Origin of the sequence: Citrobacter sp. RHB25-C09 (assembly GCF_013836145.1) — a bacterium.
In the GTDB taxonomy this organism is placed as follows: domain Bacteria; phylum Pseudomonadota; class Gammaproteobacteria; order Enterobacterales; family Enterobacteriaceae; genus Citrobacter_A.
The window spans coordinates 4,127,170-4,140,662 of sequence record NZ_CP057483.1 but is presented as its reverse complement, the minus strand read 5'-3'; the positions used below and the strand labels follow the sequence as shown (position 1 = coordinate 4,140,662).

At 56.2% G+C, this 13,493-nt stretch carries 10 protein-coding genes; 6 read left to right on the top strand and 4 right to left on the bottom strand.

Annotated elements, in window-relative coordinates:
* Position 1: 1 nt before the first annotated feature.
* The gene (gene metL / locus HVY19_RS19555) at positions 2-2,434 is read left to right on the top strand and encodes a bifunctional aspartate kinase/homoserine dehydrogenase II (RefSeq protein ID WP_181682234.1); all 2,433 of its coding nucleotides are present in this window, start codon (positions 2-4) and stop codon (positions 2,432-2,434) included.
* Between the two features lie 89 nt (positions 2,435-2,523).
* On the opposite strand, the gene HVY19_RS19550 is transcribed toward metL, so the two are convergent.
* Entirely contained in the window at positions 2,524-2,895 is a 372-nt protein-coding gene (locus HVY19_RS19550) for a carboxymuconolactone decarboxylase family protein (RefSeq protein WP_181682233.1), read from the bottom strand.
* Positions 2,896-2,984: 89 nt separating this feature from the next.
* Here HVY19_RS19550 and HVY19_RS19545 point away from each other — a divergent pair, with 89 nt between their 5' ends.
* The 3 genes from HVY19_RS19545 to katG all read left to right on the top strand — a co-directional run bounded on the left by HVY19_RS19545 (position 2,985) and on the right by katG (position 7,284).
* Positions 2,985-3,890 (top strand): LysR family transcriptional regulator, encoded by a 906-nt coding sequence (locus tag HVY19_RS19545; RefSeq protein ID WP_181682232.1) that lies wholly within the window; start codon positions 2,985-2,987, stop codon positions 3,888-3,890.
* Between the two features lie 157 nt (positions 3,891-4,047).
* A complete protein-coding gene (gene metF / locus HVY19_RS19540; RefSeq protein WP_181682231.1) occupies positions 4,048-4,938 on the top strand; it encodes a methylenetetrahydrofolate reductase in 891 nt (296 codons plus the stop codon).
* Between the two features lie 165 nt (positions 4,939-5,103).
* Positions 5,104-7,284 carry a catalase/peroxidase HPI gene (gene katG / locus HVY19_RS19535; RefSeq protein WP_181682230.1) on the top strand — a complete coding sequence of 727 codons (2,181 nt, stop codon included), beginning with the start codon at positions 5,104-5,106 and terminating at the stop codon, positions 7,282-7,284.
* A 133-nt stretch (positions 7,285-7,417) separates the two neighbouring features.
* On the opposite strand, the gene gldA is transcribed toward katG, so the two are convergent.
* The 3 genes from gldA to ptsP are packed head-to-tail and all read right to left on the bottom strand — an operon-like array spanning position 7,418 to position 11,708.
* Complete coding sequence (gldA, locus tag HVY19_RS19530; RefSeq protein ID WP_181682229.1) at positions 7,418-8,521, bottom strand: bifunctional L-1,2-propanediol dehydrogenase/glycerol dehydrogenase; 1,104 nt, start codon at positions 8,519-8,521, stop codon at positions 7,418-7,420.
* 11 nt (positions 8,522-8,532) lie between these two features.
* Positions 8,533-9,195 (bottom strand): fructose-6-phosphate aldolase, encoded by a 663-nt coding sequence (fsa, locus tag HVY19_RS19525; RefSeq protein WP_181682228.1) that lies wholly within the window; start codon positions 9,193-9,195, stop codon positions 8,533-8,535.
* 11 nt (positions 9,196-9,206) lie between these two features.
* Positions 9,207-11,708: a phosphoenolpyruvate--protein phosphotransferase gene (gene ptsP / locus HVY19_RS19520; protein WP_181682227.1), complete on the bottom strand. Its 2,502-nt coding sequence runs from the start codon at positions 11,706-11,708 to the stop codon at positions 9,207-9,209.
* 309 nt (positions 11,709-12,017) lie between these two features.
* On the opposite strand from ptsP, the gene HVY19_RS19515 reads away from it, so the two are divergent.
* Positions 12,018-13,097 (top strand): PTS fructose transporter subunit EIIC, encoded by a 1,080-nt coding sequence (locus HVY19_RS19515; RefSeq protein WP_181682226.1) that lies wholly within the window; start codon positions 12,018-12,020, stop codon positions 13,095-13,097.
* 14 nt (positions 13,098-13,111) lie between these two features.
* Positions 13,112-13,432 carry a PTS fructose-like transporter subunit IIB gene (locus tag HVY19_RS19510; protein WP_181682225.1) on the top strand — a complete coding sequence of 107 codons (321 nt, stop codon included), beginning with the start codon at positions 13,112-13,114 and terminating at the stop codon, positions 13,430-13,432.
* Positions 13,433-13,493: the final 61 nt, after the last annotated feature.

The window sequence follows — 13,493 nt, the reverse complement described above, 5'->3', positions numbered from 1 at the left end:
CATGAGTGTGATTGCGCAGGCAGGGACGAAGGGTCGTCAACTGCATAAATTTGGTGGCAGCAGTCTGGCCGACGTGAAATGTTATCTGCGCGTCGCGGGCATTATGGCGGAATACTCGCAGCCTGACGATCTGATGGTGGTCTCCGCCGCAGGCAGTACCACCAACCAGTTGATTAGCTGGCTGAAACTGAGTCAGACCGATCGCCTCTCTGCGCATCAGGTACAGCAAACATTACGTCGCTATCAATGCGAACTGATAAGTGGGTTACTGCCAGGCGATGTGGCAGACAGCCTGACCCGCCTGTTTATCAGCGATCTGGAGCGTCTGGCAAGTCTGCTTGATAGCGGCGTGAATGATGCCATCTACGCGGAAGTGGTGGGCCACGGCGAAGTCTGGTCAGCACGTTTGATGTCGGCTGTCCTGAATCAACAAGGCATGGAATCGGCCTGGCTGGACGCGCGTGAATTTTTGCGCGCCGAGCGTGCTGCGCAGCCGCAGGTTGATGAAGGGCATTCTTACCCTTTACTGCAACAGCTACTGGTTCAGCATCCCGGCAAGCGTCTGGTGGTCACAGGCTTTATCAGCCGCAGCGATGCAGGGGAAACGGTGCTGTTAGGCCGTAACGGTTCTGACTATTCAGCGACGCAAATCGGTGCGCTGGCAGGTGTTTCCCGCGTCACAATCTGGAGCGATGTCGCAGGGGTGTATAGTGCTGACCCGCGTAAAGTGAAAGATGCCTGCCTGCTGCCGCTGCTGCGCCTCGACGAAGCCAGCGAACTGGCGCGTCTGGCAGCTCCCGTTCTGCACGCCCGTACCTTGCAGCCGGTTTCCGGCAGCGATATCGATCTTCAGTTGCGCTGTAGCTACACGCCGGACCAGGGGTCGACGCGCATTGAGCGCGTGCTGGCCTCAGGAACGGGAGCGCGCATCGTCACCAGTCATGATGACGTCTGCCTGATTGAATTTCAGGTTCCTGCGAGCCAGGACTTCAGGCTGGCGTATAAAGACATTGACCAGGTTCTGAAGCGTGCACAAGTGCGTCCGCTGGCCGTGGGCGTCCACAACGACCGCCAGTTACTCCAGTTCTGCTACACCTCAGAAGTGGCCGACAGCGCCCTGAAGATCCTTGATGAAGCGGGCCTGCCAGGCGAGCTCCGTTTGCGTCAGGGGCTGGCGCTGGTGGCGATGGTGGGGGCGGGCGTCACCCGTAACCCGCTGCACTGCCACCGCTTCTGGCAGCAGTTGAAAGGGCAGCCGGTAGAATTTACCTGGCAATCAGAAGAGGGCATCAGCCTGGTCGCTGTGCTGCGCAAGGGCCCAACGGAAAGTCTGATCCAGGGTCTGCACCAGTCGATTTTCCGTGCTGAAAAACGTATCGGCCTGGTGCTGTTCGGCAAGGGCAATATCGGCTCGCGCTGGCTGGAACTGTTTGCTCGCGAGCAAAGCACCCTCTCGGCGCGTACCGGATTCGAATTTGTGCTGGCGGGCGTGGTGGATAGCCGCCGCAGCCTGCTGAACTATGAAGGGCTGGATGCCAGCCGCGCACTGGCCTTCTTCAACGATGAGGCCATTGAACAGGATGAAGAGTCGCTGTTCCTGTGGATGCGCGCGCACCCGTATGACGATTTAGTTGTACTGGATGTCACCGCCAGCGAGCAACTGGCGGATCAGTATCTCGATTTTGCCAGCCACGGTTTCCATGTGATCAGCGCGAACAAACTGGCTGGAGCGAGCACCAGCGACAAATATCGTCAGATCCACGACGCGTTTGATAAAACAGGCCGCCACTGGCTGTATAACGCCACCGTGGGGGCCGGATTGCCGATCAACTACACCGTGCGCGATCTGATCGACAGCGGCGACACCATTCTGTCGATCAGCGGGATCTTCTCCGGCACGCTCTCCTGGTTGTTCCTGCAATTCGACGGCACCGTTCCGTTTACCGATCTGGTCGATCAGGCCTGGCAGCAAGGGCTGACGGAGCCGGACCCGCGCGTGGACCTTTCCGGTAAGGACGTGATGCGTAAACTGGTGATTCTGGCGCGTGAAGCGGGTTATGACATTGAGCCGGACCAGGTACGGGTTGAATCGCTGGTGCCTGCGCACTGTGAGGAAGGGTCTATCGATCACTTCTTTGAGAATGGCGAAGAGCTGAACGACCAGATGGTGCAGCGCCTCGAAGCCGCGCGCGAAATGGGGCTGGTACTGCGCTACGTGGCGCGTTTTGACGCCAACGGTAAGGCGCGCGTCGGCGTGGAAGCGGTGCGTCCGGAGCATCCGCTGGCTGCGTTGCTGCCGTGCGATAACGTCTTTGCGATCGAAAGCCGCTGGTACCGTGATAACCCACTGGTGATCCGTGGACCGGGTGCCGGTCGCGATGTGACCGCAGGGGCGATTCAGTCGGATATCAATCGCCTGGCGCAGTTGCTGTAGTTTGCGTTGCCGGGTGGCGGCTTCGCCTTACCCGGCCTACGGTATAAATACATCTGTAGGCCAGATAAGCGTAAGCGCCATCCGGCACGTTACGACTGCGCAAAAACCTCTTTCGCAGCAAACAGACCGTTCAGCGCGGCCGGGAAACCGGCATAAACCGCCATCTGCATGATCACTTCAATGATCTCATCTTGCGTTAGCCCTACGTGCAGCGCGGCGGCGATATGCACTTTCAACTGGGGTGTCGCGTTAGCCATCGCGGTTAATGCCGCAACGGTGGCAATTTCCCGACTGCGTAAATCCAGCCCCGGACGAGAATAGATATCGCCAAAAGGAAATTCGATGATGAGGCGGGCAAAGTCTGGGGCAATATCTTGCAGACTCTCGACGACGGCCTCGCCGCCTTTGCCATCAACCTTTTGCAACATGTTCTGACCGGTAAGAAAGCGTTCTGAATGCATGGGATATTCCTCGTTTGTGCGATGTATGGCGTGAGGATAGGGTGTGCAGAATGATTTGGATAATACCGTTTCCGTGATACCTTTTGGGTATGACAACCTCGCCTCTGCATTCTCTGGATATTCGCCTGCTACGCTATTTTGCCGTGGTGGCGGAAGAGAACAACATGAGCCGCGCGGCACAGCGACTCTTTATGTCGCAGCCGCCGCTCAGCCGCCATATTCGCCAGCTTGAAGAACGTCTGGGGCTGACGCTTTTTGTCCGTCATACCAGAGGACTCACGCTGACAGCGGAAGGTGGTCGGGTGCTGGACATCGTTCGCCCCCTGCTGGCGCAGCAGGACGAAGCGTATGCAGCCCTGAGCCAGCTTGCGCAAAATGGTGTACAGACGCTACGGCTGGGCTTAACGACCGCATTTGAGCAGGGGGGGTTCGCCTCGCTGGAAACGCAGCTAAATGCCAGTGTGGATACTCTGCGTATCGTGCGGCACGCTTCTCCCGATCTGGTTCGCCTGGTGCGACGAGGAAAACTCGATGCCGCCGTGGTGGCCTTGCCGCTTGAGACCGCAGAATTATCGGTGACACCACTTGCCTGGCAGGAACCGCTTATTGCTGCACTACCAGCCATCTGGCCAGAAGCAACCCTGGAGCCTCTCTCTTTAGCCGCACTGAATCACCGTCCCCTTTTTTGGTTCAGCCGTGAACGTAATCCTGCCTTCTTTGACCACACGCGAGAGACGTTTCACCGCGCGGGTTATGCGCCTGTCTGTATTGAAGAACCGCTGGAACATGATGTGCTGCTCGCGCGTATTGCTCACGGCGACGGTCTGAGCTTACTTCCTGCCTCCTTTGCCGCCATTCAGCGGCAAGGCGTAACGTTTCGCCCACTGAGCGACGATGCGCTCACTCTTCAGGCGGGGCTGATTATGCTACCGGAGCACGCCGCGCGGTTGCAGTGGCTGTATCAAAGGATCTCGTTCCTTAGCATGGCCCGCTAACATGAATTTTTTTCACCTTCCCTGACTTTTCCTCACCATTAACGATGATTTTTCAGTTGACGCCATCGCGCTTTTCCGTCATTTTTACATCTGGACGTCTAAACGGATAGATGTTCACAACACAACATATAAATACAAGAGATTGAAGAGGTAAGGTATGAGCTTTTTTCACGCCAACCAGCGGGAAGCCCTGAATCAGAGCCTGGCGGAAGTCCAGGGTCAGATTAACGTTTCGTTCGAGTTTTTCCCGCCGCGCACCAGTGAAATGGAGCAAACCCTGTGGAACTCTATCGATCGTCTGAGCAGCCTGAAGCCGAAGTTTGTCTCTGTGACTTATGGCGCGAACTCTGGCGAGCGCGACCGCACGCACAGCATCATTAAGGGCATTAAGGACCGTACCGGTCTGGAAGCAGCTCCGCACCTGACCTGCATTGATGCAACCCGAGACGAGCTGCGCACCATCGCCCAGGACTACTGGAATAACGGTATTCGCCATATTGTTGCGCTGCGCGGTGACCTGCCGCCGGGTAGCGGAAAGCCGGAAATGTATGCGGCTGACCTGGTGAGCTTGCTGAAAGAGGTGGCGGATTTCGATATCTCCGTCGCCGCCTATCCGGAAGTGCACCCGGAAGCGAAAAGCGCGCAGGCGGATCTGCTGAACCTGAAGCGCAAAGTGGATGCCGGTGCTAATCGTGCTATCACCCAATTTTTCTTCGACGTTGAAAGCTACCTGCGTTTTCGTGACCGCTGTGTTTCTGCGGGCATCGATGTGGAAATTATTCCGGGCATACTACCCGTCTCGAATTTCAAACAGGCTAAAAAGTTCGCAGACATGACCAACGTGCGCATTCCGGCATGGATGTCACAGATGTTTTCAGGCCTGGATGACGATGCGGAAACCCGCAAGCTGGTAGGAGCGAATATTGCCATGGACATGGTTAAAATTTTAAGCCGGGAAGGGGTAAAAGATTTTCACTTTTATACACTTAACCGCGCCGAAATGAGTTACGCAATTTGTCATACACTGGGTGTCAGACCCGGTTTATAAGAGGCCCCGGCCCTCTACGGAGGGCTTTTTTACACTCATTTTGATCTACATCTCTGTAACGTAAAATATAAAAGGTATCGGCTATCGAATCTGTGGGTTAATTCGACTATATCTTATCTCTGAGTGTGTTTATCGTAACGACAACACTGCAAAGGGAGCATAGAGATGAGTACGCCAGAAGATACAAATAAAACGACGTCCGCCGGAAAATGTCCTTTTCATCAGGGCGGTCACGACCAGAGCGCAGGCGCGGGAACCAGCAGTCGCGACTGGTGGCCTAATCAACTTCGGGTTGATCTTTTAAACCAACACTCCAACCGTTCTAACCCATTGGGTGAAGACTTCGACTACCGCAAAGAATTCAGCAAACTCGATTACTCCGCATTAAAAGGTGATCTCAAAGCGCTTCTCACCGAATCTCAACCGTGGTGGCCTGCCGACTGGGGAACCTATGCCGGTCTGTTTATTCGTATGGCATGGCACGGCGCCGGTACCTATCGCTCAATAGACGGACGCGGCGGCGCCGGGCGCGGTCAACAGCGTTTTGCCCCCCTGAACTCGTGGCCGGATAACGTTAGCCTGGACAAGGCGCGCCGTCTGCTGTGGCCAATTAAGCAAAAATACGGGCAAAAAATTTCCTGGGCCGACCTGTTTATTCTGGCGGGTAACGTGGCGCTGGAAAACTCAGGCTTCCGTACCTTTGGTTTTGGTGCGGGACGCGAGGATGTCTGGGAGCCGGATCTGGATGTGAACTGGGGTGATGAAAAAGCGTGGCTGACTCACCGTCATCCGGAGTCGCTGGCGAAAGCACCGCTGGGCGCGACCGAAATGGGGCTTATCTATGTGAACCCGGAAGGGCCGGATCACAGCGGCGAACCGCTTTCTGCGGCGGCGGCCATTCGTGCCACCTTCGGTAACATGGGTATGAATGATGAAGAAACCGTGGCGCTGATCGGCGGCGGGCATACGCTGGGTAAAACGCACGGTGCGGCGGCGGCCTCGCATGTGGGTGCCGATCCAGAATCTGCGCCTATCGAAGCACAGGGTTTAGGCTGGGCCAGCAGCTACGGCAGCGGTGTGGGGGCAGATGCCATCACCTCCGGGCTGGAAGTGGTATGGACGCAAACGCCAACCCAGTGGAGCAATTACTTCTTTGAGAACCTGTTCAAATATGAATGGGTGCAGACCCGTAGCCCGGCGGGTGCGATCCAGTTCGAAGCAGTTGATGCGCCAGAGATTATTCCCGATCCGTTCGATCCGTCGAAGAAACGCAAGCCGACTATGCTGGTGACCGATCTGACACTGCGTTTCGACCCAGAATTTGAAAAGATTTCCCGTCGTTTCATGAACGATCCGCAGGCATTTAATGAAGCCTTTGCCCGCGCGTGGTTCAAACTGACGCACAGAGATATGGGACCGAAATCGCGTTACATTGGTCCGGAAGTGCCAAAAGAAGATCTGATTTGGCAGGATCCGCTGCCGCAGCCAGTCTTTAGCCCAACTGAGCAGGATATTATCAACCTGAAATCGGCGATTGCCGCTTCCGGACTGTCGGTTGGCGAGTTGGTTTCCGTTGCCTGGGCTTCGGCATCCACCTTCCGTGGCGGCGACAAACGCGGTGGCGCCAACGGTGCGCGTTTAGCTCTGGCCCCTCAGCGTACCTGGGACGTTAATGCCACAGCGGCACGCGTACTTCCGGTGCTGGAAGAGATCCAGAAATCGACCAACAAAGCGTCTCTCGCCGATATTATTGTGCTGGCGGGCGTCGTCGGGGTTGAACAAGCGGCAAGTGCTGCGGGCGTCAGCATTCGCGTACCGTTCACGCCGGGTCGTGTCGATGCGCGTCAGGATCAGACCGATATTGAGATGTTCGAACTGCTCGAACCTATCGCTGACGGCTTCCGTAATTATCGTGCAAGACTGGATGTCTCGACCACCGAATCACTGTTGGTTGATAAAGCACAGCAGCTTACCCTGACCGCACCGGAAATGACCGTGCTGGTGGGCGGTATGCGTGTGCTGGGTACCAACTTTGATGGCAGCCAGCATGGTGTCTTCACCGATCGCCCGGGCGTACTCAGCAATGACTTCTTCGTCAACCTGCTGGACATGCGTAACGAATGGAAGCCGACTGATGAGTCTAACGAACTGTTCGAAGGGCGCGATCGTCTGAACGGTGAAGTGAAATATACCGCTTCTCGTGCAGACCTGGTGTTTGGTTCTAACTCTGTGCTACGTGCGCTGGCTGAAGTTTATGCTTGCAGCGACGCGCATGAGAAGTTCGTACAGGACTTTGTGGCGGCATGGGTGAAAGTGATGAACCTGGACCGTTTCGACCTGCTGTAAGCGGTTATGCCGGATAGCGCTAACGCTTATCCGGCCTGCAATAGCCACGTTTTATCGCAAAAAAATCCCCGCAATCGCGGGGATTTTCGTAGGCAGGATAAGACGCGTTAGCGTCGCCATTCGGCAAACAACACTATTCCCATTCTTGCAGATAGCGCTGACCGTACTGGTCGGCAACCAACAGTGCGGCGTAAACCTGATCCGGCGTTGCACCGCCAGGCATGTTGTGGATGGTTTCACCTTCCGCGCAGGATGCTTCGGCGACGATACGCATTTTCGCCGGAATATCCTGTTTGATATCCAGCTGTGCCAGCGTAATCGGCAGACCAACGGAGTGGCACAGCGCCGCAACGGTTTCAATCTCTTCAACCGGGGCGTTTTCCAGCACCAGTTGAGTCAGCGTCCCAAACGCCACTTTTTCACCGTGATAATAATGATGCGCGTCCGGAATCGCCGTCAGGCCGTTGTGAACCGCATGGGCTGCCGCCAGACCGCCGCTCTCAAAGCCTACGCCGCTGAGATAGGTATTGGCTTCGATCACGCGTTCAAGCGCCGGAGTGACGACGTGCTGTTCGGCCGCCAGCATCGCTTTTTCGCCCTCTTCCAGCAGCGTGTTGTAGCACAGTTCAGCCAGCGCCAGCGCGGCCTGAGTACATTTACCGCCTGCCATGGTGATGGCGCCGCTGCGTGAACAGGCGCGCGCTTCAAACCAGGTCGCCAGCGCATCGCCGATCCCTGCGGCTAACAGACGCGCCGGTGCGCCAGCAACGATTTTGGTATCGACGATAACCATATGCGGGTTATGCGGCAGCAGCAAATAACGGTCAAACTCACCAGCATCGGTATAGATAACAGACAGGGCGCTACACGGCGCATCGGTAGAAGCAATGGTTGGGGCAATGGCAACCGGCAAATTCATAAAGTGGGCAAGCGCCTTGGCAGTATCCAGCGTTTTACCGCCGCCGATGCCGAGCACTGCGCCACACTGCGCGCTTTCCGCAACGCCACGCAGACGGTCGATCTCATTTTGCGAACATTCGCCGCCAAACGGCGCAATTTCCAGCGCCAGCCCGGCATCCCTGAAGCTTTTTTCCAGTGCGCCCTGGGCAAATCCTAAAACAAACTTGTCGCCGACAACCAACCAACGTTCTGCCAACGGCTTGAGGTACTCGCCAAGACGAGTGATGACATCTGCACCCTGGATGTATTTACCAGGTGATTGAATAATGCGATCCATACGTTATTTCCTCACAAGTTGATGGTATTAAATGCTTTTTCCCAGTCTTGCTCGAACTTCTCTATAGCCGACTGTACCGCAGGGGTATCCAGCATTTGTTGCGCTACATCTAAAGGAAGGGTGATAGCTTCGCAACCAGCCAGTAGACAATCCAGCGCCTGACGCGGCGTTTTAAAGCTGGCCGCCAGTACCATGCTGTCTGGCGCATGCATTTCCAGCAGGGCCTGGAGCTCCTGTACGGTGCGAATGCCGTCACCGCCCTGGGCGTCAACGCGGTTGACGTAGGGGGCGACATATTTCGCCCCAGCCAGTGCGGCAAGCAGACCTTGTGATGCGCTGTACACCGCGGTGCCCAGCGTGGTGATCCCCTCTTTTTTCAGTAACTTGATGGCGGCGAGACCTTCCGAGGTGACCGGAATCTTTACCACGATCCCCGGCACGGCGTTGTTCAGGCGTTTAGCTTCCGCCACCATACCCTGCGCGTCGCGGCTCATGGTTTGAGCGAACAGAATGCCGTCTTCGCCAATCGCTTTTTGCAGGCGCGGTAGCACGTCCCAGATCGATTCCTTGCTGGCGGCGACAATGCTTGGGTTAGTCGTCACTCCGGCAATCGGGAAGATGCGGGCCAGACGTTCAACTTCAGCCACGTTGGCAGTATCCAGATACAGTTCCATATCACTTCCTCTTAAAGTTCAAGCTCATGTTGCAGCAGGCTGGCGATAGCGTCGGCAGAGGCGGCGTTCACCAGTGCGCTGCGGAATTCTTCGTGCATGATGCGTCGGGCGAGGCGCGAAAAAATGCGCATGTGCTGGTCGCCAGCCGCGTGTTTGTTGAGTGTCAGCATGATGATGAACTGCGCGTCGTCATCGCCCCAGCGGACGGGAGACTGCAATCTCGCCACGCTGATGGTGGACTGCTCAATGTGTTCAGATTTGCTGTGCGGAATAGCGAAGCTGAAGCCAAGACCGGTGGAAAAGACCGCTTCGCGCGCCCACAGATCCGCTTCCAGTTTGCGCGGGTAGCGGCAGCGGCCCGCCAGCAGCAGGTTGTCGGTCATCCCTTTGATCGCTTCTTCTTTACTGCGCCAGTCGCTGTCGAGCGTGATGCATTGGGCGGTGACCAGCGGCGCATCCTGCTGCGTCATGCGGAACTGCGCCAGCAAATGCTCCACCTCCAGCGAGGTGCGACAGGCCATCGCCTGATTCAACAACTGGCGGCAAGCGCGGCTGTCGAGTTGTGCCATCCGCGCTTTGGCGGCGGGGATAGAGGGTGCACTCATGCTGATTTCATCCAGCCCCAGACCCACCAGCAGCGGCAGAACGGAGCCTTTAGCGCCGAGTTCTCCACACAGGCCGATCCATTTCCCCTGACGATGCACCGCCTGTACGGCGAAATCGAGCGCGCGCAGAAATGCCGGGTTCAGGCTGTTGTAATGGCGGGTCACTTTCGCGTTGTCGCGATCAACGGCCAGCAGGTATTGCGTCAGGTCATTACTGCCGATGCTAAAGAAATCAATCTCTTCACAGCACTGGTCGATAATAAACATCACCGACGGCACTTCCAGCATAATGCCGAGCGGGATTTTCTCATCAAACGGGATATGCTCGTTGCGTAATTGCTGTTTAGCTTCAGAGAGCTTCTCTTTGACCCACAGGATCTCTTCCATCGAGGAGATCATCGGGATCATGATCTTCAGGCTGCCGTGCGCCGAGGCGCGGAGGATCGACCGTAGCTGGGTAGTAAACAGCGCAGCGTACTCTTCATAGATACGAACCGCGCGATAGCCGAGGAACGGGTTAGCTTCGGCTGGGATATTCAGATAATCAACGGGTTTGTCGCCGCCAATGTCCATGGTGCGCACAATAATGCTGCGTCCCTGTGCGGATTCCAGCGCCTGACAAAAAATGTTGTATAGCTCGTTTTCATCCGGGGCGCAGGGGCGGTCCATATAAAGCATTTCGGTGCGAAACAGGCCGACCGCTTCTGCGCCGTTGCCGAATGCGGCCTGGGCTTCTACAGAGTGCGCAATATTGGCGGCGACTTCTATGCGAATACCGTCAGCGGTACGTGCCTCCTGCGTGAGCCAGATACGCTGTTGCTCGCGCAACGCTGCCTGGACGCGGGCTTCCTGTTGATAATAGCGGGCAACCGCGTCGTCCGGTGCGACCACAACCGCACCTGCATTCCCGTCGATATAGACCTCTTGTTGCAGCCATGGGGTTAAGGCATCGATATCCACACCGACCAGCGTTGGGATATTGAACGAACGGGCAAGAATGACGGTGTGCGAAGTGGTGCCGCCGCTTTTTAACAGCAGGCCCTTGAGCAAGGTTTTGTCCAGTTCGAGAAACTGGCTTGGCGTTAGTTCGTCGGCCATACAAACGGTTGGCTGCGTCAGTTTGCCCGGCGCGGGGAAGCGCTGCTCGCCGTAAATGTGTTGCAACAACTGGAAGCAGACGTCCCGCACATCCAGCGCACGTTCCTGTAAATAGCTACTGCTGGAGCGGGCAAACTCATCGCAGAAATGGCCAGCGCTTTCCACAATCGCCTCGGCGCAACTCAGGCCGCGTGAAACGCCCGCCAGCAGATGCTGACGCAGGGAGGTGTCACTCGCCAGTGAGCGATGGGCTTCCAGTATGGCGCTGGTGGCACCGTCGCTGTCGAGCAAGCGAAACTCGATGTTTTTCACCAGCAGGGTTAAGCCGCGATCCAACGCTGACTGCTCTGTTTCTACATTGTTCGCCGCTGGTAGATCGCCGAGCGCGTTAAGATCTAACGCGCAGAGAAGGGTCAGGACGCCGCCCGCGCTGCCGTTGCAGACGGTGCGGGCGCGAAAAAGCTGGGGATTCAGGTTAGTGAGCGAGGCGGGAAGTGGTTCTGGCTCACTGTTTTTGACTTCTGCCAGCGGCGCATCGCAGAGGGGGAATTCGTCGAGCAGCCACTGGCTCAGGCGCTGGTGGGCTTCTGCTTCATCCGCTCCGCTAATCAACAACTGGCAGCTATCGCCCACCAGCGTATCGGTGCCAATCAGCGCCAACGCACTCTTGGCGTTACCTTTACGGTCGGTCCGCAGGTTGTGCCACTCAATCTGTGAAGTAAAGGTATTACACAATGTCTCAACGTGGCTTGCCGGGCGTGCATGGACGCCATTGGGCAACTCACAGGTAAATTCCACAATCAGGGGCATAGCCTCTCTCCCAAAATGGTTCATTGCCTACAGGATAAAAGGCCTTCGCCGTTTGCTGCCATGTGACAAATCTGCCAAAAGCTGGACAAATGTAATGTAAGGTGAAAAGTGGGAGATGCTTCACAAGTCGGCATCATGTCTGTGATTTCTCATTTTTCACAACATATGAGGCGGATCGCATTTTTGTACTGACATTACAAAAATCCAGTAAATGGCCTTTTTATCCACTGTCTGCGCCGCCGTGGATTGCCTATTGTTTGCCACAACAATGTTATGGATAAGGGCAAACCGTTGCCCGGGAGCGACGTTATGAAAGAGTTGGTACAGATCCTGAAAAATACGCGTCAGCATCTGATGACGGGTGTGTCGCATATGATCCCCTTTGTGGTAGCGGGTGGCATATTACTGGCGGTTTCCGTCATGCTGTATGGCAAAGGCGCGGTGCCCGACGCCGCAACGGATCCCAACCTCAAGAAACTGTTTGATATTGGCGTTGCCGGGTTGACGCTGATGGTGCCTTTCCTCGCCGCGTATATCGGCTATTCCATTGCGGAGCGTTCCGCGCTGGCGCCTTGTGCCATTGGTGCCTGGGTGGGTAATAGCTTCGGCGCGGGGTTCTTCGGTGCGCTCATCGCCGGGATTATTGGCGGCATCGTGGTGCATTACCTGAAAAAAATACCGGTGCATAAAGTGCTGCGTTCGGTGATGCCGATCTTCGTGATTCCTATTGTCGGAACCTTTATCACTGCCGGGATCATGATGTGGGGGCTGGGTGAGCCGGTTGGCGCACTGACGGCTAGCCTGACCCAGTGGTTACAGGGAATGCAGCAGGGCAGCATTGTGATGTTGGCGGTCATTATGGGGCTGATGCTGGCCTTCGATATGGGTGGCCCGATTAACAAAGTGGCCTATGCCTTTATGCTGATTTGCGTGGCGCAGGGGGTTTACACCGTTGTGGCAATCGCCGCTGTGGGTATCTGCGTACCGCCATTGGGCCTGGGACTGGCGACGCTGATTGGGCGCAAAAACTTCTCTTCAGAAGAACGTGAAGCGGGCAAAGCGGCGCTGGTAATGGGCTGCGTGGGTGTGACGGAAGGGGCGATTCCTTTTGCCGCCGCTGACCCGCTGCGCGTGATCCCCTCCATTATGCTTGGTTCTGTTTGCGGGGCGGTCACTACTGCGTTGTTCGGTGCCCAGTGCTATGCCGGGTGGGGCGGGCTGATTGTGCTTCCTGTTGTCGAAGGTAAGTTGGGCTATATCGCAGCGGTTGCCGTGGGTGCGGTGGTCACGGCCGTCAGCGTGAACGTACTGAAAAGTCTGGCACGCAAGAATGTCACTCAGGTTGATGCGAAAGAAGACGACCTGGATTTAGATTTCGAAATTAATTAAGTAAGGAACGAGCCATGACAAAAATTATCGCAGTAACCGCATGTCCTTCCGGTGTCGCGCACACCTACATGGCAGCCGAAGCGCTGGAAAGTGCCGCAAAAGCGAAAGGTTGGGAAGTGAAGGTAGAAACTCAGGGCTCGATTGGCCTGGAAAATGAACTCACGGCGGATGATGTGAGTGGAGCAGATATCGTCATTCTGACCAAAGACATCGGCATTAAATTTGAAGAGCGCTTTGCGGGTAAAACCATTGTGCGCGTCAACATCAGCGATGCAGTAAAACGCGCTGACGCCATCATGAATAAGATCGACGCGCATCTGGCGCAAACCGCGTAATTGTTTTGTTTGCCGGATGGTCGACCTACGACGCCAAAGTCCGTAGGCCGGATAAGACGTT